We start from the raw sequence: 26,314 nt of genomic DNA, 5'->3' as shown, positions 1-26,314 counted from the left end.
TAAATCTTATCTTTGCATTTGTTAAAGTCTTTTTGGGCTGACAACTGATAACACGAAACAGAAAATATGATTCAACTCCTTACGCCCCAGCATTGGAAAGATTACGAATTAATTGATTGCGGCAATTTCGAAAAGCTGGAACGTTTTGGCGATGTTGTAACTGTAAGACCAGAGCCACAAGCTGTTTGGGCTAAAATTTTGCCAGATAGTGAATGGACCCGCTTACAAACCATCCGTTTTCGCGGCCGTTCGGCAACCTCTGGCGACTGGGTTAAAAAGAATCCTAAAGCCGCCGATCGCTGGCACATCAATTACCAGAATGATGATGTGGCGATTCAGTTTCGTTTGGCATTAACTTCATTTAAACACGTGGGTATTTTTCCCGAGCAGGCTGTAAACTGGGATTATATCTCCAAACATGTAAAGCAGTTTAAGGCACGCAGCCCCAAAGTTCTTAACCTGTTTGCCTACACCGGTGGTGCATCTTTAATTGCCCGTGCAGCCGGTGCCGACACTACCCACGTAGATTCGATACGCCAGGTGGTAACCTGGGCCAATGAAAATCAGGAATTATCGGGATTAGAAAACATTCGCTGGGTGGTAGAAGACGCACTGAAATTTGTGAAACGCGAACTAAAACGCGGCAAAAAATATAACGGAATCATCCTCGATCCCCCTGCCTACGGCCACGGCCCTAACGGCGAAAAGTGGAAGCTGGAAGATCATATTAACGAAATGATGCAGGATGTTGTACAACTTCTAGACCCCGAAGAACACTTCCTGATCCTGAATACCTACTCGCTTGGTTTTTCGTCTGTAATTGTAGAAAACCTCATCCGTAGCGCTTTCCCGAAAGTGGAAAACCTAGAGACCGGTGAGTTATACCTGCAAGCCACATCGGGCATTAAACTCCCATTGGGCGTGTTCGGTAAATTCTATAAAACAAAAGAATAAAACATTATTCGGGATAATATCTTTTAAGAAATCAAATCAACTATTAAATAATTATAGCATATTGGCAGCAACAATTGCAACCTTAAAACTGCTTACTTTACGATAACAAAATCAATGAAATTTAAAGCTTTCTTACTAACGGGGTCAATGGCTGTGGCGTCCGTTTTACTGTTTACAAATTGCAGTAACGGTACTAAAACCAGCGCTAAAACTACAGTTACCAAAACCAAGGATAGTACAACAACTACCACAACAGAAGAAGTTGCCGATACCGATACAGCATCGATTGTAAAAACAACTTACCCGCCGCTTGATAAAGCCAAATACGATTCGTTGATGAAGAAGCTTGCCAATGGCGATACTTCTGGTAAATGGCCGGTGAAAAATACCCCATATCCATTGGACGGCGCTATACTTCCGTTTAAACGTGTAGTAGCGTTTTACGGTAATCTTTACTCAAAAAAGATGGGCATTTTGGGCGAATTGCCGCCAAATGAAATGCTTGCCAAATTAAAAGGCGAAGTTAAAAACTGGGAAGCTGCAGATCCAAGCACACCGGTACAACCTGCATTGCATTATATCGCCGTAGTTGCACAGGGCGATGGTGGAAAAGACGGTAAATTCCGTTACCGCATGCCGTTTAAACAGATAGATTCTGTTTTAGTGTTGGCTAAAAAGGCGCACGCTATTGTGTTTTTAGACGTGCAGGTTGCCTTAAGTAATATCCACGCAGAGTTACCATTGTTAGAAAAATATCTGGCTATGCCGCAAGTACATTTCGGTATGGACCCTGAATTCTCTATGAAAGATGGAACTAAACCAGGTAAAAAAATCGGTACTTATGATGCTGAAGACGTTAATTACGTATCGGGTTTCTTAGCAAACCTGGTAACCAAATATCACTTGCCTCCAAAAATTCTGATCGTTCACCGCTTTACTAAAAAGATGTTGACTAATTACCAGAACATCAAACTTCGTAAAGAGGTACAGGTGGTAATGGACATGGACGGCTGGGGCGAACCAGATCTTAAAACAGGTACTTACCGTTACTTTATCCACAACGAGCCGGTACAGTTTACTGGGTTTAAGTTGTTCTACAAAAACGACATTAAAAAGGCACCTCACCACATGATGACGCCTGCCGAGGTTATGAAAAATTACAAACCACACCCTATATACATTCAATACCAGTAATAGGACTATGGTACGCTGGGGTATAATTGGTTGCGGCCGTATATCGCACAGGTTTATGCAAGGATTTGCTACTGTTAGCGGAGCATCCTTTACCGGTGCCTGGACCAGGCGTGCCGAACCACTTAACGATTTTGTAAGCAGATACGGAGGCAAAGCTTTTGCCTCCGTATCTGCTTTACTGACTTCGCCGGATATTGACGCAGTGTATATTGCTACGCTGCCGGATAGCCACATGGAGTACAGTATTGCTGCACTTAAAGCCGGTAAGCATGTACTTTGCGAAAAGCCATCTGCCGTAAATTTAACTCAGCTGGACCAGATTTTGGAAGTTGCCAGACAACAAAATTTGTTATTTATGGAGGGAATGAAACCTCCGTTCTTCCCCTTATACCAGGCGCTTAATAAGCACTTACAGATTGACCCGATTGGCCCGGTAGGTTATGTGCGCGCAGGCTCCTCCGTAATAGGGCTCGAACCCGAGCATCCCAACTTTAGTTATGATGGTGTTGGCGGGGCCATAATGGGCATATTACCCTATGAAGCATTCCTGGCCGTCGAATTTTTAGGTAAGACACTGGAAGTGCAAACTATGGGGCATTTTGGTGACAAGGAAGTAGATATGTTTGCCACCATCCAAACCAAACATGAGTACGGCTACGCACAATTATATTGCGGGTTCGACCTGCATGGCAAAGGTGATGCGCTAATCAGCGGTATGCTCGGTCATATTACCATCCATAAAAACTGGTGGAATCCATCTAAAGCCACCATCGAATATTTTGACGGTCATATTGTTGAGCTTGACGAACCCTTTTCAGCCGGCGGCCTCAATTATGAAACTGAGCATTTTTGCCAGTTGGTAGAAAATGGTTTTACCGAAAGCCCCATTATTACGCATGAATTATCCCGCGAGATGATCAAACTATTAGATAGTGCAAGGGCGCAGATAGGCTTGAAATTTAAGGGAGAATAATAAAATGGTGAGCTGCACCATGATTTGTAGCTCTTTGACTATCAGGTAAAAAACGTATACTTGATTATCAAACCACTACCCTGTGAAAATCAAATACCTAACACTATTACTTGTTGTTATATTCCCTTTATTTAATCAATTATGTTTTGGCCAGCTAAATCCTAAGGAAAAAACAGCAATTGATGATTTCGGTAAACAGCTAGCCACAGATCTTATCAAAGATAATTTACACGGCAGTATTTCAGTTGCGGTTGTAAAGGGTAGTAGCGTTATTTGGTCGGGAGCATTTGGCTACGCCCGGATGAAAGAGAATGTGGCTGCGGATACAAATACTATCTATCGCATCGGTTCCATCACCAAAACATTTACCGCCGCTTTATTAATGCAGTTGGTGCAAGAAGGAAGGGTTAAATTAGATGATCCGATAGAGAAATACTTGCCAGAAATTAAGAACCTGATTGGTTATGATTCTACCATAAAAATTACCTTCAGACAATTGGCCTCACATACTTCTGGCTTGAGCCGGGAACCGAATATGAAAGGTGCGGATGCAGGACCGCTTAATGAATGGGAACAAAAAACTTTAACCTCTATCAATAAAACTTCGTTTATTGATATACCAGGGGCACGGTTTTCGTATAGCAATATTGGTTTTGCTATACTCGGAGTGGCTTTGTCGCGCGTTGCAAGTGTACCATATATCCAAATGGTTCAGGATCGGATTTTTAATCCCCTACATATGGCTGACAGTTTTTTTGCCCTGCCCGAAAATAAACTGTCGCACCTGGCCGAGGGTATTTCAAACGATGAACATTCTGTAAATACATCTAAGCCATTACAAGAGCTTAAGGGGCGTGGCTACAAGGTGCCAAACGGAGGCATATATTCTACACCGAATGATCTGGCTAGATTTGCTATCGCATTTACAAGTAACTCCAAATTGCTCAATTCAGAAAGTCTGAAGCAAATGCAAATAATTCCGCCTGGAGGCGAACGTTACGGCTTGGGTTTAGGAGTTTACAATTATGAGGGTATAGATTTAATAGGCCACGATGGCTCGGTGCCTGGCTACACCTCAACCATGTTTATAGAAAAAACAAGTGGTTATGCTGTAATACTGATGCGTAATTATAACAGTGGTAGCACTGATCTTACAGGAGCGGCTCAACAACTTTTGAAGGCATTAAGCAAATAGTTAAAATACCAGAGAGGGCACGAAATTTTGTGCCCTCTCTGGTATAATGGAGAATTATATGATTTGTATCTCCGACTGGAGTGACGTTTATTTTGTCCGGATAACTAAGGTTGCGCCAGCTAATCCATCGCTTTCTGCAGTCAAATTCACAACTCCCGCTTTCTCTTTAGCCTGAATAATTGCCAAAGCCAAACCGTGAAATGCTTTACGGTAGCTGGCTTTAAACGGATCGTGGCTAACGGGATCGCCGTTATCAACGCTGGCTATAAAGCCTTGTCCGTTAATTTTAAAGTTTACTCTGTTTTCGGCATCGGGTACCAGGTTGCCGTCTTTGTCCAAAATTCTAACGGTGACAAATGAGAGGTCTTTACCATCAGCTTTAATATTGCTGCGATCTGCAATCAATTCAATTTTAGCTGCTTTCCCAGCTGTGTTAATAGTTTGAGTTAAAACCACTTTGCCATTTAGTCGGGATACTGCTTTCAATGTTCCTGGTTCGAAAGGTATGCGCCACATTACGTGAAGGTCTTCACCTTGCTTCTTTTTAACGCCTAATGATTTTCCGTTCAAGAATAATTCAACCTCATCGGCGTGGTTATAGTAAGCCCAGATGTCAACAGTTTTACCTGGCTGCCAGTTCCAGTGCGGGAAGATGTGCAACACCGGTTTGTCGGTCCATTCGCTTTGGTACATGTAGTAAACATCTTTAGGGAAACCGGCCAGATCTATAATTCCAAAGTACGAACTGCGCGATGGCCAGCTGTATGGCGTTGGTTCGCCCAGGTAATCAAAGCCTGTCCAGATGTACATGCCAGATAGATAATCGTGCTTTTTCATGAGCTTCCATGTTTCTTCGTGTAAGGATCCCCACGGTGCCGAAACGTTATCGTAAGCGGAAACCACATTGCCTAAGTTTTTAGGATGGCTAAATGGTTTATCCCAGGCTATAGGCCAACGACGAATACTGTCTGAAGGCATTTCGTAATAACCGCGGGTTTCCAGCGCTGAGGTAGTTTCTGTACCGATAAACTTTTTGCCCGGGAATGTTGTATGGAATTTCTCGTAAAACTGATGATGATAGTTAAAGCCAATCAGGTCGATAGCACCCGATTTAACAATCTGGTTAGTAGTATCCGGGCGATCATTAGCTGTAGTAATTGGCCGGGTTTGATCCAGGCTGTGTACAATACGAGCCAGTTCGGGTGCGATGCGCAGGGCTGCAGTATCCGCTTGTTGCGGTATCTCGTTACCAATACTCCAAATGAATACGCTCGGGTGATTGCGGTCGCGTAAAATCTGGTCTTCCAGATCGCGTTTGTGCCATTGTTTAAAGTACAGGTGATAATCGTAATCAACCTTGCCCTTTTCCCAGCAGTCAAAAGCCTCGTCCATTACAATAAAGCCCATTTTATCACATAGATCCAATAGTTCAGGCGCCGGAGGGTTGTGCGATGTACGGATACCATTGCATCCCATTTCTTTTAAAATTTGTAACTGACGTTCTAGCGCTCGAGTATTGATAGCCGAACCTAAGCTGCCCAGATCGTGGTGATCGCATACACCTAAAATCTTTACCGGCTTACCATTCAGGATAAAACCTTTGTCAGCGTCAAATTCAAAATAACGGATACCTATAGGAGTTGTATAAGTATCGAGCAAGGTTTTACCTTGGGTGATTTTGGTGACCGCTTTGTACAGATAAGGCTTTTCAATAGACCAAAGCGTTGGTGTTTTAACTGTTAAAGTTTGATTAGCTGTCGAGACAGAATCAGACAGGTTAACATTATCTAAATTTTTGGTAGCCACAGCTTTGCCTTGCGCGTCATAAATAGTGGTGCTTACGCTTACATTGGATACTGGCATTTTTAACCTGATCTTAGTACTGATCAATACGTCTGCAGATTGTGTGGTTACTTTCGGCGTAGTAACATAGCTTCCCCAATGATCTACAGCTATTTTTTGCGTTTTAACCAACCATACATTACGGTAAATGCCTGAGCCCGAATACCAGCGGGAGTTAGGCTGGATGGAGTTATCTACCTTAACTACAATTACGTTTTTCCCGCCGAAATGCAGATAGGAGGTAAGTTCATAACGGAAAGAGATATAGCCATTAGGCCTGAAACCTAAATGGTGACCATTGATCCAAACATCGCTTTTCTCATAAACGCCATCGAAGTCAATGTAAATGATCTTGTTTTTATCTGCAGCCGGCACGGTGAAGGTTTTGCGGTACCAACCTAAGCCGCCTGGTAATGCGCCGCCTTCGGGTTTAGCCGGATTGTCTTTGCTAAAAGTTCCTTCGATGCTCCAGTCGTGAGGTAGGTCGAGAGCACGCCAGGTCTGATCGTTTAACGACACGCTTTCCGCATTCTTTAGGTCGCCTAAATGGAACCGCCAGCCTTTATCAAAATCGAGTATTGTACGTCCTGGTTGTGCTTTAACTGCATAAAAAGGCGATAGCACCAAAGCAAAAAGCAATGCCATTGTAGCCTTAACGGCTGGAATTTTAACTGGAAACATGAGTATTATCGGTTAACTGTATTGTAGACAGTAAATATAACGATAATTAAAACACATTATCAAAAGCTAAATGTGGCATCAGCATCCGGATTATCCAGCTTAGTGCTTTTGCGTTGGCCATTTACGGTGGTATGTATCATGTTGATTTGCTCAGGGTGGGCGGTGTAAAGCAGATCGTCGTGCACGGTAACTTGTTTGGGTTTACTTACACCTTTTACTTCAAAATAGCTCCATGCACCATCTTCTTGAATCTCATAACCAACAAAGCTCAGGTTAAGGGGCTTGCCATCAACTTTAACAATAAGGTGCTTTTTCACATACTCTGTAATCATGCGGTTCACCTCCGTTTTATCCTTAGGTTTTACAATGTCAATTTCTGTATGGTTAGTCTTATTTAGCTCGCGCTCCAAGTCATCATAAAACATACGACAGCTTATTTCTATAGATTGATTTTTTGCGTTATGATTGATTTCGGTAACGCTTACAAAGAACGGATGGAATAACGAGAGCCAGCAAATAGTTAGAAATTGTAACATCGTTGTGTTAATTGATGGATTTTTGCACAAAATACGCTATAATTATCCTTTTATTTTTTACCCCTTGCAGGATTTTGGTTTATATTTCGAGTTAGGCTGGCAACATATATGTAATTGGGCTGGTTACGATCATATTTTATTTGTAACTGTACTCTGCGGAACGTATTTACTGGCCGATTGGCGCAAAGTTTTAATATTAGTTACCGCTTTTACCATCGGCCACTCCATTACGCTGGCTTTAAGTGTACTCAACTTCATCCATATCAATAGTTCACTTATCGAATTTCTGATTCCCGTAACCATTGTGTTTACCAGTATGGTAAATATTCTTAAAAAGCAGCGTACCCAGGCAACCATGCGCCTCAATTATATACTGGCTATGTTTTTTGGGCTGATACATGGCATGGGCTTCTCTAACTATTTAAAAAGCCTGCTGGGCAACAGCACCAATATTGTGGGGCAGCTTTTTGCCTTTAACCTCGGTCTCGAGTTCGGGCAGGTGCTTATTGTACTTTCGGCGCTTTTAATATCTTTTTTGTGTATCAATTTTGCAAAGGTCCAAAGGCGCGACTGGACGCTGTTCCTGTCGTCGGCCATATTTGGTATTGCCTTTATAATGTGTATAGAACGTTTTCAATTAATAAAATTTAGATGAGAAAAATCTACGTTTCAGTTTTTGCTTTGCTACTGGGTTCAGCCGCTTTCGCACAGAACGACAACAATCCTAAATCAAATCATGGTAACAAGTTTGAGCAGTTAGGCCAAATGCTGGCCGATCCGAATGAGTATCGTTCGGCATCGGGAGCTCCCGGACCAAAGTACTGGCAACAAAAAGCCGATTACGACATCAGCGCTACGCTTGATGACGAGAAACAACGTTTGGATGGTGTTGAAACCATTACTTACTACAACAATTCGCCCGATCCGCTAAGCTATACCTGGATTCAGCTTGATGAAAACGAGCATAAGAAAGACGGTGAAAGCTCGAAGTTCGACGAGAGTAAAATGAAAGACAAAATGTCTCTGCGCGATCTGCAAGGCATAATGGGCCATAACCTCGACTTAGGGGACCATATCGTTTCTATCAAAGACGAAGCAGGTAACCCGCTTACCTATATCATCAATGAAACCATGATGCGTGTGGAGTTACCTCAAACGCTTAAACCTGGTGCAAAATTCAAGTTTAAAATTGCATGGTGGTATAATATCTCAGACCGTTTAACCATTGGCGGCCGTGGCGGTTATGAGTATTTCCCGGAAGATAAAAACTACCTGTACACTATGGCGCAGTGGTATCCCCGTATGGCAGTTTACAGCGATTTCCAAGGTTGGCAAAACAAACAATTTACCGGTCGTGGTGAGTTTGCTTTAACCTTTGGCGATTTTAAAGTAAGCCTTAACGTTCCTGCAGATCATTTTGTAGGTGGTACAGGTGTATGTTCTAACTATGCACAAACTCTTACTCCGGCACAATTAAAACGCTGGGAGCAGGCACAAACTGCAAAAGAACCGATTGAGATAGTGACGTTGGGTGAAGTTAAAAAACAGATGCTGGGTCACGCCACTGCCCGTAAAACATGGCAGTTCCATGCAGAAAACGTAAGAGATTTTGCATGGGTATCATCGCGCCGTGTGGTATGGGATGCAATGGCTACGCATATTGATGGTGGTAAAACTGTAATGGCCATGTCTATTTACGGTCCGGAAGCTTACCCGCTATACCGTCGTTATTCAACCAAATTGGTTGCACATACATTGAAAGTTTATTCAAAACATACGTTCCCTTATCCATACCCAGCTGCAACCTCGGTTGAGGCGTCAAACGGTATGGAGTATCCGATGATTTGTTTCAACAATGGTCGTGCGGATAAAGATGGTACTTACAGCGAAGCGGTTAAATATGCTATGACAGGTGTAATTATCCACGAAGTAGGTCACAACTTTTTCCCGATGATTGTCAACTCAGACGAGCGCCAGTGGACCTGGATGGATGAAGGTTTGAACACTTTCTGCCAGTTTTTGGCCGAGCAGGAGTGGGATAACAAATACCCATCGCAACGCGGCCCCGCAGCTAAGATCGTTGACTATATGAAATTACCGGCAGATCAGTTGGAGCCAATTATGACTAACTCAGAAAACATTGTTCGTTTTGGTCCTAACGCGTACTCAAAACCTGCTACTGCATTAAACATATTGCGCGAAACGGTAATGGGTCGCCAGCTGTTTGATTACGCATTTAAAACTTATGCGCACCGCTGGGCATTTAAACACCCAACACCTACCGACTTTTTCCGCACCATGGAAGATGCTTCGGCAGTTGACCTTGATTGGTATTGGAGAGGTTGGTTCTACGGAATTGATCCTGTAGATATCTCACTTGATAGCGTTAAATACTACCGTTTAGATACTAAAAACCCGGAGGTGGAACGCAGCTACAACCAGGCTCAATTTGATAAAAATCTGCAAAGCATCAGTGCTACACGTAATAAAGAAGAAGGTATCAAGTTTGCTGTTGAAGCCGATACTGCGCTTAGCGACTTTTACGGTAAATACGATCGTTTTGCGGCAACACCGTTAAGCAAACAAAGTTATGAGGCGATGTACAGCGCCCTAAGTCCGCAGGAAAAGAAATTTTATGAAAACAAGAATTACTTCTACGAGCTTGACTTAAGCAACAAAGGGGGCTGTGTAATGCCACTGATTATAGAGTGGACTTATGCCGACGGTACCAAAGAAGTAGAACGCATTTCTGCCTATATCTGGCGTAAAAACGAAAAGAATATTACTAAGGTATTCGCCAAAAACAAAGAGGTAAAATCTATCAAAATAGATCCTTACCGCGAAACGGCCGACATTGATGAGAACAACAACTCATGGCCACGTGAGTACACTCCATCGAGGTTCGAACTGTTTAAAAGCCAGGGAGGCGTAAGAGGTGCTTCATCCGGCACCAACCCGATGAAAGAATCATTAAAGAAAAACTAAACAAGAAAGTCCCGATGAAAATCGGGACTTTCTTGTTTTATAAAATCTTGTCATTCAGAGCGCCAGCGAAGAATCTTCTTCATGCGATGTGAACGTTGTATAGGTATAATGACTTAATAAACGCAGAGGATTCTTCGCTGGCGCTCTGAATGACAAAATCTATGTAATCGATCGGGCTTTTTACTTTATGATATCTTTTTGACTCCCTCTCCTCTGGAGAGGGTTGGGGAGAGGTTTATAATCCTTATCTTTGCATTATTCAATTGATTGCTTGTTTATGGATGCTGAAGCATTGAAATTATTACCCGGCCGTTACTGTAACTCGTTAACAGATTATTCGCGTTTTGTTACCCGCGAGGTAACCATTGGCGATATACCAATGGGAGGGAACAATCCTATCCGTATCCAAAGCATGACTACTACCGATACGATGGACACCCTCGGTACGGTAGAGCAATCAATCCGCATGATTGATGCAGGTTGCGAATACATCCGTGTTACTGCACCAAGTATTAAGGAAGCACAAAACCTGGCCAATATCAAAAACGAGTTGCGTAAACGTGGCTATACAGCGCCTTTGGTAGCTGATATTCACTTTACTCCCAATGCTGCTGAGGTTGCTGCTCGTATTGTTGAAAAGGTACGTGTAAACCCGGGCAACTACGCCGACAAAAAGAAATTCGATATTTTAGAATATACTGATGCCGAATATCAAGGCGAGTTAGAGCGCATCAACTCTAAATTTACGCCGCTGGTAAACATCTGTAAAGAGTACGGTACCGCTATGCGTATCGGTACCAATCACGGTTCGTTAAGCGACCGTATTATGAGCCGTTATGGCGATACCCCTCAAGGGATGGTAGAGTCGGCGATGGAGTTTATCCGCATGTGCGAGGCGCTGAACTATTATAATCTGGTGATCTCGATGAAATCGAGCAATCCGCAGGTAATGGTGCAAGCCTACCGCCTGTTGGTGCAAACCATGGTTGCCGAAAATATGAACTACCCGCTGCACCTAGGCGTAACCGAAGCCGGCGACGGCGAAGATGGCCGTATTAAATCTGCCGTAGGTATCGGTACTTTATTGGAAGACGGCCTGGGTGACACTGTTCGGGTATCCTTAACCGAGGAGCCTGAAGCTGAAGCGCCTGTAGCTATTGCGTTGGTAGAGAGATATAGCAAAAGAGCTCAGAAGTCGGAAGTCGGCGGTCAAACCTCAACAACCAGGTTCTCGGACTCAGGCCTCGTAACTCAGACCTCGCAACTCGCAACCGATCACAATCCCTACGAATACAAGAAACGCGAAACCTACGAAGCCAATGCTTTTATCGGCGGCCACATGGTGCCACGCGTGGTAGTTGATCTTTCTAAAGAAAACCTGAAAGATCCGGCAGTATTAAATGCAGCCGGTTACTTGTATTCGCCTATATTGGATAAATACAATATGGCCGATCAGTCGGTTGATTTTGCTTACATGGGCGATCAGTTACCTTCGTTTGCTTTTCCCGGCAACTTAAAACAGCTATATAACTACAACACCTGGAAAACGCTGACAAATAAAACCAACGCGCACCCGCTGTTTAACCTACAGGAATATGTTGATGCCGATGATCGTACCTCGACCTTAAACCTGGTACGCATCACCAATGCAGATTTGGATACTGACCTATTCGGACAAATTCCATTAGATAAAAAATTGGTATTTGTACTCGAAACCACCGAACTGCATGGCATGGCTGATCAAAGAGCCTTTTTCTTCAAAATGGAAGAGTTTGGCTTGGATGTACCAGTGATAGTGAAGAGAAGCTACGTTTTTGAAGAGAATCAAGAATCGGGAATCAAGAATCGAGATCAAGCTTCTAAAGCCCTCTCCTCCGGAGAGGGTTTGGGTGAGGCTGAATTTACAACTCTTCTTCAACTCTACGCCGCTACCGACATGGGCGCTTTACTGGTTGATGGTTTCGGCGATGGTATCTGGATAGATGCGCCGCAGTTGCCAACTAATGTTATCACTTCTACCGCTTTCGGGATTCTGCAAGCCACTCGTTCGCGGATCTCGAAAACCGAATATATCTCTTGTCCAAGTTGCGGCCGTACGTTGTTCGATCTGCAGGAAACCACCCAGTTGATTCGTAGCCGAACCAGCCATCTTAAAGGCTTAAAAATTGGTATTATGGGCTGCATTGTAAACGGCCCCGGCGAAATGGCTGATGCAGATTATGGATATGTAGGCGCTGGTCCGGGTAAAATTACTTTGTATCGCGGTAAAGAAGTAGTGAAAAAGAATGTTAATACCGCCATTGCCGTTGATGAATTGATCGGTATTATACAGGAAGATGGTAATTGGGTTGAACCGGCTATTTAGTCCTATTTTTCTGAAAAGCTTACTGGTAAATAATATTGCGCGGCTACTGATTTTCCATTAAATTTTCCCGCAGTCCATTTGGGAGATAATTTTAATACCCGAATTACTTCGTTGTCAGCAGCGGGCGTTAGCGATCTAATTATTTTAATATCGGTGAGTATTCCACTCGGGCTGATCACAAAAGATGCTATTACCCTTCCGTTGGGAGTACCTTTTATATACCTGATATTTTTGGTAAGAAATTTGGATAACGCAGCGTCGCCTCCCACAAATTCGGGCTGTGGTTCTCCAACTATTCCTGTTAAATATTCCGATTGGCCTACAGTTGATGAAGATGGTTGTTTGATTTTTTTTACAGGTCGAACTTCGACATCCCCAGTTACAACCGGTGGTGGAAATACGATCTTTTGTTTGCCTTGTTTAACACCCTGCGCGACCGACCTTTCGCCCCAAAAGCTAAATCCAATTAATACCATCGCTGCCGAAACCCACTTCTTCCAGAAAGGAAATAACTGTTGTTTATAGACGGTTTGATTGACTGTAAACCTTCCGCAGACGTTGTTATTATTCTCAGCCAGAATTCTCCTGAATTCATCGGCCTTACTATTGGTGAAATCATAAACTTTCTTTTGGCATGTATCGCAATTCCTGCCGCCTTCTACAGGTTGCATAGCATTCCAGTTTTCCTGGCAAGAGAATTTGAGCTTTACGGAGGTTATATCTTCGGGCATAGAGTAAAAATTATTGGGTTGAGCGGCTATTTAAGATTCTTCTTTAAACTTGGCGGAGGGAATCTGACCTGATCGACATGAGGAGGTTGGGCAGTGGAGTCCTCGAACATTGCCTTACCCATAATCAGATCTTGATTTTTAGATTTTGCACTTTGTTTAAACACACCTGGCTGAGGTTTATTTTCTTTATGGCATCCGGTAACGTTAAATCCTAATAATAACACGGCTGCCGAAAGCCATTTGTTCCAAAATGATAATCTTGGTGGTGCTGATAATGCCTGGGTGCTTTTATATAGGCCACATGTGCCAGGAAATTCGGCCATAATTTTTCTGAAATCATCTGCTTTGGCATTGGTAAAATCATAGACTGGCTTGTTACACTTGTTGCAAAAGTGGCCGCCTTCTACAGGTTGCATTACATCCCAGTTTTCCTGGCAAGAGAATTTGAGCTTTACAGAGGTTATATCTTCAGGCATTTGTAATAAAGATGAAGGTTTACCAAATATAAAAAACTCCGCCATGTTTTCTAAGTTATCTTAGGGAAACAACATCATCTAAAAGACATGGCTCAAAACGTAGCAGAACAACTGGTAGAAATGCTGATTTCGGCAGGCATTAAAAGAATTTATGCCGTAACCGGCGATAGTTTAAACGAGGTTAATGACGCTGTTCGTCGTACCGATGGCAAAATACAATGGATACATGTACGCCACGAGGAGGCGGGTGCTTACGCTGCCGCTGCCGAATCTGAACTTAGCGGTTTGGCCTGCTGTGCAGGCAGCAGCGGTCCCGGTCACGTGCATTTGATCAATGGATTGTATGACGCTCATCGGTCGGGCACTCCCGTTATTGCTATAGCGTCTACCTGTGCTACCAACGAGTTCGGCTCAGAATTCTTTCAGGAAACCAACACCATTAAGCTTTTCGACGATTGCAGTCACTATAACCAGATTGCTACTACACCCATGCAAATGCCGCGCATGTTACAAGCTGGCATTCAACAGGCTTTAGGGAAAAAGGGTGTTGCCGTTTTGGGCTTGCCCGGCGATCTAACTAAAATGGATGCCGAAAAGATTACTACATCGGTTATCAATTATGTAACAGCTCCGGTAATCCGCCCGGCTGACGGCGAATTGCGAGAGCTCGCAGCTTTGTTGAACTCGCACGAGAAGATCACTATTTTCTGCGGAATAGGTGCAGCAAAAGCTCATGACGAGGTTGTAGCGTTATCGAAGAAACTTAACGCTCCGGTGGGCTACTCTTTCCGGGGGAAAATGGGTATTCAGTACGATAACCCTAATGAAGTGGGGATGACCGGCTTGTTAGGGCTTCCATCAGCTTTCCACAGCATGCACGAGTCGGATTTGTTAATTCTGCTAGGCACAGATTTTCCTTACACGCAGTTTATACCAACCGATATTAAAATTGTGCAAGTTGATATTAAACCCGAGCGTATTGGCCGTAGAGCCAAAGTAGATATGGGTTTATGCGGAACCACGGAAGATACCCTGAAGGCGTTATTACCATTGATAGAACAAAAGACTGATGATAGCTTTTTGCAAACTCAGCTTAAATTTTACGATAAGGTAAAAGATAACCTGCAGACTTATGTAGATGATAAGGGCACAAAAGATAAAATTCACCCGGAATATGTGGCTGCCACCTTAAACAAATTGGCCACCAACGAGGCCATATTTACGGTAGACACCGGTATGTGCTGCGTTTGGGGAGCGCGTTATATCCATGCAACCGGTAAACGCACCATGATCGGCTCCTTTAATCACGGTTCGATGGCTAATGCCATGCCGCAGGCCATCGGCGCAGCGCTAACCTGCCCCGACAGGCAAGTGATTGCCATGTGTGGAGACGGTGGCATTTCGATGTTACTGGGCGACCTGGCGACTATTTCACAATATCAATTGCCTGTTAAAATTGTGGTATTTAACAATCGCTCGTTAGGAATGGTAAAACTGGAGATGGAAGTAGCAGGTTTACCCGACTACCAAACCGATATGCACAACCCCGATTTTGCCTTGGTGGCGCAAGCAATGGGTATAAAAGGTGTTACGGTTAATGATCCCGAAATGGTGGAGCAGGCTTTACGCGAAGCATTGATGTTTAACGGCCCTGTATTGCTTAACGTGATGACCGACCCTAACGCCTTGGCTATGCCACCAAAAATAGAGTTCGAGCAGGTAAAAGGTATGGCACTATCTATGTCGAAGCTGATTCTTAACGGCCAAATGGATGAAGTGCTAAGTACAGTAAAAGCAAACTACAAGCACATTAAGGACTTGTTGTAGCGAAATAGTTATTAGGTTATAGGGTTATTAAGTTATTGAAGTGAGCATGTTAATAACTTAATAACCCAGTAATTCTATAAACAAACAACCTACCTATATTTCCTCCACCAGCCCGATATAAAAGGCAACTCGTTAACAACCTGGGTTGGTTGCCCGGGTTCGGGAACAAATAGTCGGATCTGTTTTTCTTTGGCTAATTGCTGCAAGCGTTCAATAGGCTCGTACCAGGCATGGAGTGCGAGGTTAAACGTTCCCCAGTGTATCGGCATCATCAAGCCACCTTTTAGGGCGATGTGTGCGTTTGAGGCATGGTCAGGTCCCATGTGTATATCCGGCCAGTTGTCGCCATAAGCGCCAATTTCAAGCATGGTAAGGTCGAATGGGCCGTAAGCTTCGCCAATGTCATTAAACCCTTCAAACCAACCTGAGTCGGCTCCAAAAAATATATTATGCTTGTTGCCTTTTATTACAAACGACGACCATAACGTTTCATTTCGATTGGTAATTCCACGCCCCGAAAAATGGCGCGCCGGAGTGGTTGTGATAGTTAGGTCATCACCCACTTTGGCGGTATCTCCCCAGTCCATTTCGTTAATGCGATTTTTAGCGACGCCCCATTTTTCGAGGTATTGGCCTACACCTAACGAGCAGTAAAATGGAGTCTGCAGACCTGCTAACTGCTTAATGGTAGCCTCATCAAAATGATCATAATGGTCGTGCGATACAATGATAGCATCCAGTTCGGGCAGGTCTTTAAGTGCAATCGGGGCGTCGAAAAAGCGTTTCGGGCCAAAACGCTGGGAAAAAGATACGCGTTGGCTCCACACAGGGTCAGTTAAAATACGTTTACCATCAATTTCAATCAATATGCTCGAGTGGCCTATCCAGGTAATACGTAGTCCACTTTCTGGTGGAGTATTAAAAATATCAGGATTGGTTTTGAATGGACCTAGTTTTTTCTTAGGTGTAGTTTCGGCTTTATTTTTAATATACTCCCACAAAATGGCGGGCATTTTGTCGAAGCCGGCTTCATCTGTTGGTATCGGGTTAATATATTTTGCTCCTTCCTTGCGGGAGCCTTTTAAATTGATTGGCATTGATGCTTAATTTATTATTAGTTCATTTCCCCTCCTCGGAGGGGGCGCGAAGGCCTGAGTTGTGGTAGGGGTGGGTCATCTGCGCTATGTACAACACACCGTTAATCCCTCTTTACAGGGGTTAATAGTATTAACTCTCCTTTAGTCCATTTTCTATTAAAAATGTTACAGCCCTTTTGCAGAGTTGATGCAATGCTGCTGGTAACGAATCTTTAAAATACGGATGCGAGGCATCAAATGTATGGTCGGCATTGGGTATAATTAACAGTTCGGCGTTAGGCTGCATGCTTTTCAGATCGTGGGCGTGGCTTACAGCCACCGTGGTATCCGCAGTTCCATGAGCAATTAGCCAGGGCTGGGTTACGTTTGCTGCCTGTGCCAAAACGTTTAAGCGCGCAGAATGTTTGTCGATGTCATCAAGCAATGTAGCTTTTACAGGCATTTGCTGTCCGGTGCGCGCATTAGGGAAATAAAACATGCCCATAATTTTCCACTGCGCTTCCAGTTGCTTGGGCCATAAATTGCGGAAGCTGGCTACCGATGCCATCGTAATTAAGGCGCTAACGCGAGGATCTTCAGCAGCTTTAACAATGCTAATGCCACCACCCATGCTATGGCCTAGTAAGATCACCTTTTCGGCAACTGGCATCGCAGCACCTCCGGCTGCAAAATCTATCACATATTTCAGGTCGTCTAATTCGATAGAGAACGTATTCTCACTGAAAGCGATCAGGTCGCTAAATTCAAACGGTGTATCTGGCGTAGTTCCGTTATGAGAAAAGTTAAATTTGAGTACACGGTATCCATGCTCCGCAAAATAATTTGCTACCAGGTGGTGCGTTCCCCAATCTTTAAAGCCCTTAAAACCGTGTGAGAAAATAATAAGCGGGGCATTGGGATCGGCATCGTTATAAGTAAGGTCGGCCAGCATTAAACGGCCTTTAGAGCCCGGTATAGTATGAGTTTCGTTTCTGATCATTTGATGTTGTTACTCAATAAACGCACTCAAGGGTGCATTGTTACAAAATAGCGTGTCGCTTTCTTTGATAAACCGAACCTTTTTAATGACTGGTTACTAATGATGCTCTCCAAATCAAGCTCTCGTACTCCACCACGCCCAATACATCAGTGCCGGTTGCAGTAGTAATCTTGCCCAGGCTATGAAAGGTGTTACACTGAGGTTGCCAACTTTCAATGGCGCGTCATAAATCATGCTGATATGTACAGGTAAAAATGCGGCCAGCATAGCAATAATAAGCCATCCGGCCAGGGGGCGAGTTATTGGGAAGATCATCATCGCGCTGAATATCAATTCGCATGCGCCCGATATAAGGTTCATTGCAGAAGGGTAGGGAATATAAGAAGGAATGATCTTGATATATCCCCTTGGATGCCAAAAATGGTTAATGCCGGCAATTGTGTAAAAAATGACAATAATTACAAGGCTAATATTTCTAAAGATTTGCATATTTGCTGGCTTGGTTTATTTACGTAAACAGCTTAAGGTACAGTTTTAATAAGGTTTAAACCTAATTTATAATCGTTCTATATAACCTTCCTTTTACAAAGCATTGACACAGGACGGATATATAGAATGTAATTTTGTTGAGTCGAATTTATAATGGCATTGAAGTATTTAAAGGTTATAGCATTTACGCATAAGCAGATCGAACTGAAGGAGCTGGGTAAACTGGTTATTTGTCAGGAAGATTTGACCCCTAAGCTTAAGCAGGTAAAAGAACAATTCGATATTCCAGAGATATTTTACTTGTCTACCTGTAACCGTGTTGCCTTTGTAATGGCTACTCCGCAAGTTATCGACCGCGACTTCACCCGTAAATTTTTCCACGCTTTAGATATGGGCCTTTGCCCTGGTTATACCGAAACTTTCTTAGATGCTGCAAACATTTACGAAGACCAGGAAGCACTTAACCACTTGTTACGCACCTCATGTTCTTTAGAAAGCTTAATTGTTGGCGAAAAAGAAATTTTAGCCCAATTACGTAAAGCTTACGAAAGCTGCCGTGCAGCAGGCTTAACAGACGATTACCTGCGTATGGTAATGGGCTGTGTGGTTAAAGCCGCTAAAGAAGTTTATACCCATACCAATATTTCTAAAAATCCTATTTCGGTTGTATCACTAGCTTATCGCAAGCTTAAAGACCTCAAGTTTTCTCCTAATGCCCGTATCTTAATTATCGGAGCAGGCGAAACCAATCGCAATATTTCTAAATACCTGCAAAAACATAAGTACACTAATTTTTCAGTTTTCAACCGTACATTATCAAGTGCTCAAGAGTTGGCTGCGGATTTAAGAGGTGAGGCTTATGATCTGGAGGCTTTAAAAAGCTACAAAAAAGGTTTCGATATTATTATCACTTGCACTGGTGCTACTCAGCCAATTATCACTACAGAGATTTACTCGTCGTTACTGAATGGCGAAGCCGATAAAAAAACCATTGTAGATTTGGCTATCCCTAATGATACTGATCCGGAAGTGTTGGTAAATTTCCCTGTTAACTTTATCGAAGTACATTCTTTAAACGAGATTGCTAAAAAGAATATGCAGGAGCGCTATCAGGAGCTGGTACATGCTGAGCGCATTATAGAAGAAAACATCAACGACTTTTTACCGCAACTAAAACAACGTCGCATTGAAGTGGCTATGCGCCAGGTTCCTGAGAAGATTAAAGAAATCCGTCATAATGCTTTAAATACTGTTTTTGCAGACGAAGTACAGGGCCTCGATCAGCAATCGCGCGATATCCTCGAAAAGGTGATCAATTACATGGAGAAAAAGTACATCAGTGTACCCATGGTAATGGCCAAAGAAATATTGATCAACAATAACTAAGCTTTCCTTTTACTCTCTGGATTCTCATTGTTGGGATTCGAAATCGTCGGTCTTGGGTGCTCCGCGCCTCCAAATGATACGTCTTGCTGTTAGCTTTGCTTGGTTAAATAACTCGATCACGCAACAAAACTTCCGCCGAAAATCCTTATTTTCAACAAAATAGCTTTAAATAGCTATGTGTAATACGCACACAGTCAGCTAATCTTCACATTGCAATAAAAATTGCGAGTACATCCTTATAAAAATTAAATTTGTAGTTCAAACAAATGCACTCTTTGGAAAGGAAATTAGTTATTGGAACTCGCGGAAGCGACCTGGCTTTATGGCAAGCCAATTTTGTTAAAAGTGAACTCGCCAGCATCGGTATAACAGCCGAACTTAAAATTATTAAAACCCAGGGCGATCGTATCCTGAACCTAAGCTTCGATAAGCTGGAAGGTAAGGGGTTTTTTACCAAAGAGATAGAAGAAGAATTGTTGGCAGGCAAAGTTGATATTGCGGTGCATTCGCATAAAGATTTGCCTACCGAAAACCCTCCCGGATTAATTATTGCCGCAGTTTCGGAAAGAGAAGATCCATCTGAATTATTACTGATCCTAAAGGATTGTGTAGATGTTCATCAAAAGCTTTCTGTAAAGTTTGGTGGCAGGGTAGGTACGTCGTCCAATCGTCGTCGTGCCCAGTTATTGGCCGTGCGCCCCGATCTGGAAGTTGATGACTTGCGTGGTAACGTAAATACACGCATCCAAAAATTGCGCGACGAAAGTTACGATGCTATTATGCTGGCCAAAGCCGGCGTAGCCCGTTTAGGTTTAGACCTGAGCGAGTTTATGATTGAAGAATTGCCGCCAACTGAACTGATACCCGCACCAGCACAAGGGGTTATGGCCATACAGATCCGGGAGAACGATCATGAATTGTTTGAACGTTTGCAAGCCATTAACCGCCCCGATGTTGCCGAGCAATTGGCTGTTGAGCGTAAAGTGCTAAACCTTTTTGGCGGAGGCTGCCATTTGCCGTTGGGATGCTACTGCCGTAAACACGAAGGTAGTTTCCAGGTGTTTACCTCTAAAGCAGATGATGGTGAAGGATTCCCGGACCGCCTGTTTATACAAACCAATGAGCTGGAAGGCTTACCCGAGAAAATAGTTGCCCGTTTTAGTAAAGACCGTAAATTTCCTTCAAAAGTATTTATCTCTCGCGAGCTGGGCGCGCATAGCTATTTCCGCAGAGCATTGGAGAAACACGGTATCCAGATCGAAGCATGGTCGTTGATCCGCACCGTTCCGGTAATCAACAGGTTCGATTCTTATATTTTGCGTAGCGTGGAGTGGGTGTTTTTTACCAGCAAAAATGCCGTGGAATACTTCTTTCAATTAGAGCCCCAATTCCCTCATCCTGTGAAATTTGGTGTAATGGGTAGCGGTTCTGAAGATATGCTGCGTAAAAATGGCTATTTCCCTGCTTACGTTGGTCAAAGTACCGACACTGCCGAGGTAGCACGCGAATTTGCCAAGTTGGCTAATGGAACTACCGTGTTATTCCCGGGAGCAGAAAATCCGATGAGGAGTATTCACCAGGGATTATCAGCAGATACCAAAATTATCGACTTGCCGGTTTACGAAACGGTGTTAGACGAAACAGCGCCTGCTTCATCCGCAGATGTGTTGGTATTCACCAGCCCATCAAACGTTGAGAATTATTTCGAACACCATCTGCTGGATAATCATCAGCAAATTGTAGCAATTGGTAAATCAACCGGCCGTACGCTGGATGGTATGAATATAAAATATACATTGCCTTTCTCTCCCGACGAAATTGGGTTGGCAGAGGCTGTATTTGGACTTTAAAGTTGATAGATTATGGATCATAGTTCATAGACATTAGCAAAGTCAATATATATAATAAAGAAGTTGGGTTCGGCTATGAACTATCAACTACGAACTAAATATTATGTTACAAAGACCAAGAAGGAACAGGAAAAGTGAAGTAATTCGTCAGATGGTGCAGGAAACCCATGTTAGTGCAACTAACCTGATTTTCCCACTGTTTATTGTGGAAGGAAATAATCAAAAAACAGAAGTGTCGTCGATGCCGGGCATTTTCCGGTATTCGGTAGATAACCTGCTACGCGAAGTTGAAAGCTGTATGAACTTAGGTTTAAAGGCTTTTGATTTGTTCCCAAATATTGATGAAGCGTTGAAAGATAAATACGCAACTGAAAGTCACCGCGAAAACAGCTTATACCTTCGCGCTATTAGCGAGGTTAAGAAGCATTTTCCGGAGGCTTGCGTGGTAACCGACGTGGCTATGGATCCCTACAGTAGCGACGGCCACGATGGTATTGTTGAGAACGGCGAGATCCTGAACGACGAAACCTTGGAAGTGTTAGCCAAAATGGCTATAGCACATGCACGCGCAGGAGCCGACATTATTGCACCATCGGATATGATGGATGGCCGCGTAGGTTATATTCGCGAGGCTTTAGATAAAGAGGGTTTCACTAATGTTTCTATCATGTCATACACCGCCAAATACGCCAGCGCATTTTACGGTCCGTTTAGAGATGCGTTAGGTTCTGCGCCAAAATTTGGTGATAAAAAAAGCTATCAGATGAATCCTGCGAACCAGCGCGAAGCTTTAATTGAAGCCCGTTTGGACGAAGCGGAAGGTGCTGACTTTTTAATGGTAAAGCCAGGTTTGCCATACCTCGATGTAATTAAATTATTAAAGGATAGTACTGAACTGCCAATTGCCGCGTATAATGTTAGCGGTGAATATGCCATGGTAAAGGCAGCAATACAAAACGGCTGGTTAAATGAGCAACGCGCTATTACCGAAGTTTTAACAAGCTTTAAACGTGCCGGCGCTACATCGATATTAACCTACCACGCAAAAGAAGTACTATTAAATAAATGGCTATAAATGAGTTGCCGGTTGTCAGTTATCAGTTGCCTGCACTAAGCGGGTTGCCGAAAATTAACAACCGAAAACTTAATAAATAAGAGTTTTCGATTGCCTGTTATCAGGTGATTTGCGTCAAGCAAGATACTGACAACCGACAACCGATAACCGACAACTGAAACAAAAATGTTCGATTCGTTTAAAAAAATATTTTCGGGTAACGAGGGTGATGAGCCTGTGAATACCACAGGCAAGGCGGATATTACCCGCGAAAAATCTGCTGAATTGTATGAGAAGGCTAAAACGTATTTCCCGGGTGGGGTAAACTCTCCGGTGCGTGCATTTAAGTCTGTATACGGTACACCATTATTTATTGAAAAAGGTGATGGCGCCCATTTATGGGATGCAGATGGTAATCAGTTTATCGATTACTGCTGCTCTTGGGGACCACTGATCCTTGGCCACAATAATGCCAAGGTTCGCGAAAAAGTAGTTGAAACTTTGCAAAACGGTATGTCGTTTGGTGCTCCGACAGCATTGGAAAACGAACTGGCCGAACTGATTCTGAAGAACAACAAGTTTATCCAAAAAATACGTTTTGTAAGCTCGGGTACGGAGGCTGTTATGTCGGCCATCCGTTTAGCCCGCGGTGTTACCAAACGCGATAAGATCCTGAAGTTTGAAGGTTGCTACCATGGTCACTCAGATTCATTACTAGTTAAAGCAGGCAGCGGACTGGTTACCTTTGGCGAAACCTCATCGGCGGGTATCCCCAAAGCATTTGCCGACGAAACCATTGTAGTATCATTAAACGATCGCGAAGCATTAAAAACGGCATTTGCCGATTTTAAAGATCAGATCGCAGCTGTGATCATCGAGCCTGTACCTGCTAACAACGGCTTGTTGCTGCAAGAGAAGGAATATCTGCAGTTTCTGCGTGAGATTTGTACCGAGAACGGCACTTTGCTAATTTTCGACGAGGTGATTTCTGGCTTTCGTTTGGGTTTTGAAGGTGCTGCGGGTTACTATCAGATCAAGCCTGATATTATTACTTATGGTAAAATTATCGGTGGTGGTTTGCCGGTGGGAGCCTATGGTTCATCTGCCGAAATTATGGACCATATTTCACCTGTAGGTAGCGTTTATCAGGCGGGTACGTTATCGGGTAACCCGGTAGCTATGTCGGCAGGGATCGCTCAACTAAGCGAATTGTTGCGCATGGGTTTTTACCGCGATCTGAATAATAAGACGGAAGAGTTTGCAGAATCTATCCAGCGTTTTGCTACTGCTCGTAATTATAAATTTAAAGTATTCCACATCGGGTCTATTTTCTGGTTTGCATTTACCACGCAAACTGCTATTCGCACCGCCGAAGAGATTGACCCAACCAGTATGGAAAAATTCAAAAAAATGCACCGCGAACTATTAAACAGGGGCATTTATCTAGGTCCATCGGGCTATGAGGTTGGATTTATTTCATCGGCTCATACAAAAACAGATCTGGAAAGAACAAAACGTGCTATTTTTGATAGTTTAGATATTGTATTTAAAGATAAGTAAGCCATGAAAAGGCCATTTGTGATTTTTTACGCATTAATTATCTACGCCATAGCCGAGTTGTTTTGGTGGGGATATATGCTGGTTCGTTTACAGCCCGGCAGGTTTGGGATGATTCTTAGCGAAGGTGCTGTGTTTATTGCGGTTTTCGTGATAGGTGCCTATAACCTTCACGCTTCTATCAATAAAGAGCGCCGCCTGCATGAGCAAAAGAAAAACTTTTTGCTTTCGGTAACGCACGAACTTAAATCGCCTCTGGCTTCTATTAAACTATATCTGGAAACTATCCAAAAGCGTAAACTCGATCATTCGCAGATCATAGACTTCACCGGTAAGTGTTTGCTTGATGTAGATCGTTTGAATGATATGGTGGAGAATATGCTACTGGCTTCGAAGATTGAGAACCGCTCGTACACTTTCCCGAAAGAAAAGTTCAATATTTCTGTGTTGGTTGATAGTATTGTTAACCGCCTGCAGATTAATAAATGCGACTTTACCCAGCAACTAATCAATGCCGAGATAGAACCCAAACTAGAGGTAACCGGCGATAAATTTGCATTAACTTCTGTAGTAACAAACCTCATCGAGAATGCCATAAAATACTCTCAGCCTTGTTCTGAGGTTAATGTACGCCTCTTCCGTAAAGAGAACCAGGTTTACCTGATGGTGGCAGATCAGGGAATTGGTATAGCAGATGAAGAAAAAAGCCGTATTTTCGATAGGTTTTACCGTGTAGGCAGTGAAGAGACCCGCAATACAAAGGGTACGGGTTTAGGATTATATATTGTAAAACAAGTATTGGATAAACATCAGGCTACTATAAACGTTAAGGATAACAAACCTGCGGGTAGCGTTTTTGAAGTTGTTTTTGGTTAACCTAAATTAAATATGTCAAAGAAAAGAATTCTACTGGCCGAAGATGAAGAGCATTTATTGGAAGCCATCAAACTAAACCTTGAGTTAGAAGGGTACAAAGTATCTACTGCTAACAATGGTAAAAAAGCGCTGCAAGTATTCAAAGAAGAACGCTTTAACCTCATTATTTTAGACGTAATGATGCCTGAAGTGGATGGCTTTGTTGTAGCCGAAACCATCAGGCTCGAAAACTCTGAAGTGCCGATTATGTTCCTTACGGCAAAGAATACCAATGAGGACAAAATTGCAGGCTTGAAGAAGGGTGCAGATGACTATCTGACCAAACCTTTTAACCTGGAAGAGTTAATTCTGCGTGTTAATAACCTGGTGAAGCGCAGCCTTAAAGGCGACGATTTGAAAGAGTTTAATAGCTACAAGATTGGTGATAAAACCATTCATTTCAACTCTTTTGAGTTAGTTAATGAGGATGAATCCATCACGGCTTTAACTAAAAAGGAAACCATGCTGTTGAAGTTGTTGATAGAGCGTCGTAATGAAGCCGTATCGCGCGAGCAGATTTTGGAAACCGTTTGGAACTATGACGTTTATCCATCAACACGTACGATAGATAACTTTATACTTACTTTCCGTAAATACTTCGAGCCAGATCCTAAAAACCCTGTTTATTTCCACTCAATAAGAGGGGTAGGCTATAAGTTTACAGATAACCAGCATTAATGTTAACAAACAAGGCACGACTAATTATTGCCGGCATATTTTTCTTAATGCTGGTGTTTTTTACCCAGCAGCGCGTTTACGAACTTGCGGGTGTAGCCCTAATGTTTTGTTTATTGCTGATATGGGGATATTTTAAAGAAGGCCCAATTGTGGTTGCGGCAAAAAGCTTTCATAATAAAGATTATGACAAGGCCGAAGAGCTGCTGCTGAGCGTCAAAAATCCAAATTGGCTTAATAAAAAGCGTCGTGGTTTTTATGAGTTTATGATGGGCGGCATCAGCCTGCAAAGGCATGATTTTGACGCGGCCGAAAAACATTATGAAATTGCAGCGCAATATCCGCTTCGTTCTGTAAACGATCACGTTGCAGCGTTGGCGCATGTGGCCAATATTAGCATCAGGCAGCACAATTATGATAAGGCAGAGGCCTATTTGGGTTTAGCCCAAAAGCACCACGATAAAATTACGGCTAAAATGAAAGCCGTGATAGAACGCCTTCACACAGAAATAAGACAACACAAAACTAAATAAAGGCAAGGCGTGAGCCTCCC

22 protein-coding genes are annotated in these 26,314 nt (G+C 43.1%); 15 read left to right on the top strand and 7 right to left on the bottom strand.

Annotated features, from left to right (window positions below; genetic code table 11):
* Positions 1–66 precede the first annotated feature (66 nt).
* The 4 genes from GSY63_RS19005 (at position 67) to GSY63_RS18990 (ending at position 4,316) form a co-directional block, all read left to right on the top strand.
* Positions 67–954 (top strand): class I SAM-dependent methyltransferase, encoded by an 888-nt coding sequence (locus GSY63_RS19005; RefSeq protein ID WP_166587407.1) that lies wholly within the window; start codon positions 67–69, stop codon positions 952–954.
* A gap of 114 nt (positions 955–1,068) precedes the next feature.
* On the top strand, positions 1,069–2,148 hold the full coding sequence (locus GSY63_RS19000) for a hypothetical protein (protein ID WP_166587406.1): 1,080 nt from the start codon (positions 1,069–1,071) through the stop codon (positions 2,146–2,148).
* Between the two features lie 7 nt (positions 2,149–2,155).
* Entirely contained in the window at positions 2,156–3,121 is a 966-nt protein-coding gene (locus GSY63_RS18995; protein WP_166587405.1) for a Gfo/Idh/MocA family protein, read from the top strand.
* An 82-nt stretch (positions 3,122–3,203) separates the two neighbouring features.
* The gene (locus tag GSY63_RS18990) at positions 3,204–4,316 is read left to right on the top strand and encodes a serine hydrolase domain-containing protein (RefSeq protein ID WP_166587404.1); all 1,113 of its coding nucleotides are present in this window, start codon (positions 3,204–3,206) and stop codon (positions 4,314–4,316) included.
* Between the two features lie 87 nt (positions 4,317–4,403).
* Here the strand turns inward: GSY63_RS18990 and galB are convergent, their stop codons facing one another.
* Together galB and GSY63_RS18980 are read right to left on the bottom strand one after the other, a co-directional pair.
* On the bottom strand, positions 4,404–6,839 hold the full coding sequence (gene galB, locus GSY63_RS18985; RefSeq protein WP_243749268.1) for a beta-galactosidase GalB: 2,436 nt from the start codon (positions 6,837–6,839) through the stop codon (positions 4,404–4,406).
* Positions 6,840–6,898: 59 nt separating this feature from the next.
* A complete protein-coding gene (locus tag GSY63_RS18980) occupies positions 6,899–7,375 on the bottom strand; it encodes a DUF6702 family protein (protein WP_243749267.1) in 477 nt (158 codons plus the stop codon).
* Positions 7,376–7,439: 64 nt separating this feature from the next.
* On the opposite strand from GSY63_RS18980, the gene GSY63_RS18975 reads away from it, so the two are divergent.
* The 3 genes from GSY63_RS18975 to ispG all read left to right on the top strand — a co-directional run bounded on the left by GSY63_RS18975 (position 7,440) and on the right by ispG (position 12,725).
* A complete protein-coding gene (locus GSY63_RS18975) occupies positions 7,440–8,030 on the top strand; it encodes a HupE/UreJ family protein (protein ID WP_166587638.1) in 591 nt (196 codons plus the stop codon).
* Entirely contained in the window at positions 8,027–10,360 is a 2,334-nt protein-coding gene (locus GSY63_RS18970) for a M1 family metallopeptidase (protein WP_166587403.1), read from the top strand. The genes GSY63_RS18975 and GSY63_RS18970 overlap by 4 nt, the downstream gene beginning before the upstream one ends.
* A gap of 277 nt (positions 10,361–10,637) precedes the next feature.
* Positions 10,638–12,725 carry a (E)-4-hydroxy-3-methylbut-2-enyl-diphosphate synthase gene (gene ispG / locus GSY63_RS18965; RefSeq protein WP_166587402.1) on the top strand — a complete coding sequence of 696 codons (2,088 nt, stop codon included), beginning with the start codon at positions 10,638–10,640 and terminating at the stop codon, positions 12,723–12,725.
* A 2-nt stretch (positions 12,726–12,727) separates the two neighbouring features.
* Here ispG and GSY63_RS18960 read toward each other — a convergent pair whose 3' ends face one another.
* On the bottom strand, positions 12,728–13,456 hold the full coding sequence (locus GSY63_RS18960) for an energy transducer TonB (protein ID WP_166587401.1): 729 nt from the start codon (positions 13,454–13,456) through the stop codon (positions 12,728–12,730).
* 26 nt (positions 13,457–13,482) lie between these two features.
* A complete protein-coding gene (locus tag GSY63_RS18955; protein ID WP_208094594.1) occupies positions 13,483–13,932 on the bottom strand; it encodes a hypothetical protein in 450 nt (149 codons plus the stop codon).
* Between the two features lie 87 nt (positions 13,933–14,019).
* Between GSY63_RS18955 and GSY63_RS18950 the strand changes: the two genes are divergently transcribed.
* Positions 14,020–15,759 (top strand): thiamine pyrophosphate-dependent enzyme, encoded by a 1,740-nt coding sequence (locus GSY63_RS18950; protein ID WP_166587399.1) that lies wholly within the window; start codon positions 14,020–14,022, stop codon positions 15,757–15,759.
* 89 nt (positions 15,760–15,848) lie between these two features.
* Here GSY63_RS18950 and GSY63_RS18945 read toward each other — a convergent pair whose 3' ends face one another.
* From GSY63_RS18945 to GSY63_RS18935, 3 genes are all read right to left on the bottom strand, one after another.
* Positions 15,849–16,856, bottom strand: a complete 1,008-nt coding sequence (locus tag GSY63_RS18945) for an MBL fold metallo-hydrolase (protein WP_166587398.1) — start codon at positions 16,854–16,856, stop codon at positions 15,849–15,851.
* Between the two features lie 130 nt (positions 16,857–16,986).
* Entirely contained in the window at positions 16,987–17,835 is an 849-nt protein-coding gene (locus tag GSY63_RS18940) for an alpha/beta hydrolase family protein (RefSeq protein ID WP_166587397.1), read from the bottom strand.
* A gap of 114 nt (positions 17,836–17,949) precedes the next feature.
* Entirely contained in the window at positions 17,950–18,324 is a 375-nt protein-coding gene (locus tag GSY63_RS18935) for a DoxX family protein (RefSeq protein ID WP_166587396.1), read from the bottom strand.
* A gap of 159 nt (positions 18,325–18,483) precedes the next feature.
* Between GSY63_RS18935 and hemA the strand changes: the two genes are divergently transcribed.
* From hemA to GSY63_RS18900, 7 genes are all read left to right on the top strand, one after another.
* Positions 18,484–19,710, top strand: a complete 1,227-nt coding sequence (gene hemA, locus GSY63_RS18930) for a glutamyl-tRNA reductase (protein WP_166587637.1) — start codon at positions 18,484–18,486, stop codon at positions 19,708–19,710.
* A 266-nt stretch (positions 19,711–19,976) separates the two neighbouring features.
* Positions 19,977–21,560, top strand: a complete 1,584-nt coding sequence (gene hemC / locus GSY63_RS18925; protein WP_243749266.1) for a hydroxymethylbilane synthase — start codon at positions 19,977–19,979, stop codon at positions 21,558–21,560.
* A 103-nt stretch (positions 21,561–21,663) separates the two neighbouring features.
* On the top strand, positions 21,664–22,635 hold the full coding sequence (gene hemB, locus GSY63_RS18920) for a porphobilinogen synthase (protein ID WP_166587394.1): 972 nt from the start codon (positions 21,664–21,666) through the stop codon (positions 22,633–22,635).
* 165 nt (positions 22,636–22,800) lie between these two features.
* Positions 22,801–24,174 carry a glutamate-1-semialdehyde 2,1-aminomutase gene (gene hemL / locus GSY63_RS18915; RefSeq protein WP_166587393.1) on the top strand — a complete coding sequence of 458 codons (1,374 nt, stop codon included), beginning with the start codon at positions 22,801–22,803 and terminating at the stop codon, positions 24,172–24,174.
* Positions 24,175–24,177: 3 nt separating this feature from the next.
* A complete protein-coding gene (locus GSY63_RS18910; protein ID WP_166587392.1) occupies positions 24,178–25,047 on the top strand; it encodes a sensor histidine kinase in 870 nt (289 codons plus the stop codon).
* 12 nt (positions 25,048–25,059) lie between these two features.
* Complete coding sequence (locus tag GSY63_RS18905) at positions 25,060–25,764, top strand: response regulator transcription factor (protein ID WP_166587391.1); 705 nt, start codon at positions 25,060–25,062, stop codon at positions 25,762–25,764.
* The gene (locus GSY63_RS18900) at positions 25,764–26,294 is read left to right on the top strand and encodes a tetratricopeptide repeat protein (RefSeq protein ID WP_166587390.1); all 531 of its coding nucleotides are present in this window, start codon (positions 25,764–25,766) and stop codon (positions 26,292–26,294) included. Before GSY63_RS18905 ends, GSY63_RS18900 begins: the two co-directional genes overlap by 1 nt.
* Positions 26,295–26,314: the final 20 nt, after the last annotated feature.

Source organism: Mucilaginibacter agri, assembly GCF_009928685.1.
Lineage (GTDB): Bacteria > Bacteroidota > Bacteroidia > Sphingobacteriales > Sphingobacteriaceae > Mucilaginibacter > Mucilaginibacter agri.
The sequence above is the reverse complement of the archived record's forward strand: the minus strand, read 5'-3'. Positions and strand labels throughout refer to the sequence as shown.

What these genes read in the sequence shown, in the direction of transcription:
- GSY63_RS18945 (WP_166587398.1), bottom strand. Translation starts at nt 16,856, where the DNA reads ATGCCAATCAATTTAAAAGGCTCCCGCAAGGAAGGAGCAAAATATATT.
- GSY63_RS18960 (WP_166587401.1), bottom strand. Translation starts at nt 13,456, where the DNA reads ATGCCCGAAGATATAACCTCCGTAAAGCTCAAATTCTCTTGCCAGGAA.
- GSY63_RS18905 (WP_166587391.1), top strand. Translation starts at nt 25,060, where the DNA reads ATGTCAAAGAAAAGAATTCTACTGGCCGAAGATGAAGAGCATTTATTG.
- GSY63_RS18970 (WP_166587403.1), top strand. Translation starts at nt 8,027, where the DNA reads ATGAGAAAAATCTACGTTTCAGTTTTTGCTTTGCTACTGGGTTCAGCC.
- hemL (WP_166587393.1), top strand. Translation starts at nt 22,801, where the DNA reads ATGTTCGATTCGTTTAAAAAAATATTTTCGGGTAACGAGGGTGATGAG.
- GSY63_RS18980 (WP_243749267.1), bottom strand. Translation starts at nt 7,375, where the DNA reads ATGTTACAATTTCTAACTATTTGCTGGCTCTCGTTATTCCATCCGTTC.
- GSY63_RS19005 (WP_166587407.1), top strand. Translation starts at nt 67, where the DNA reads ATGATTCAACTCCTTACGCCCCAGCATTGGAAAGATTACGAATTAATT.
- GSY63_RS18950 (WP_166587399.1), top strand. Translation starts at nt 14,020, where the DNA reads ATGGCTCAAAACGTAGCAGAACAACTGGTAGAAATGCTGATTTCGGCA.
- hemB (WP_166587394.1), top strand. Translation starts at nt 21,664, where the DNA reads ATGTTACAAAGACCAAGAAGGAACAGGAAAAGTGAAGTAATTCGTCAG.
- GSY63_RS18995 (WP_166587405.1), top strand. Translation starts at nt 2,156, where the DNA reads ATGGTACGCTGGGGTATAATTGGTTGCGGCCGTATATCGCACAGGTTT.
- ispG (WP_166587402.1), top strand. Translation starts at nt 10,638, where the DNA reads ATGGATGCTGAAGCATTGAAATTATTACCCGGCCGTTACTGTAACTCG.
- GSY63_RS18910 (WP_166587392.1), top strand. Translation starts at nt 24,178, where the DNA reads ATGAAAAGGCCATTTGTGATTTTTTACGCATTAATTATCTACGCCATA.
- GSY63_RS19000 (WP_166587406.1), top strand. Translation starts at nt 1,069, where the DNA reads ATGAAATTTAAAGCTTTCTTACTAACGGGGTCAATGGCTGTGGCGTCC.
- GSY63_RS18935 (WP_166587396.1), bottom strand. Translation starts at nt 18,324, where the DNA reads ATGCAAATCTTTAGAAATATTAGCCTTGTAATTATTGTCATTTTTTAC.
- galB (WP_243749268.1), bottom strand. Translation starts at nt 6,839, where the DNA reads ATGTTTCCAGTTAAAATTCCAGCCGTTAAGGCTACAATGGCATTGCTT.
- GSY63_RS18940 (WP_166587397.1), bottom strand. Translation starts at nt 17,835, where the DNA reads ATGATCAGAAACGAAACTCATACTATACCGGGCTCTAAAGGCCGTTTA.
- GSY63_RS18955 (WP_208094594.1), bottom strand. Translation starts at nt 13,932, where the DNA reads ATGCCTGAAGATATAACCTCTGTAAAGCTCAAATTCTCTTGCCAGGAA.
- hemC (WP_243749266.1), top strand. Translation starts at nt 19,977, where the DNA reads ATGCACTCTTTGGAAAGGAAATTAGTTATTGGAACTCGCGGAAGCGAC.
- GSY63_RS18900 (WP_166587390.1), top strand. Translation starts at nt 25,764, where the DNA reads ATGTTAACAAACAAGGCACGACTAATTATTGCCGGCATATTTTTCTTA.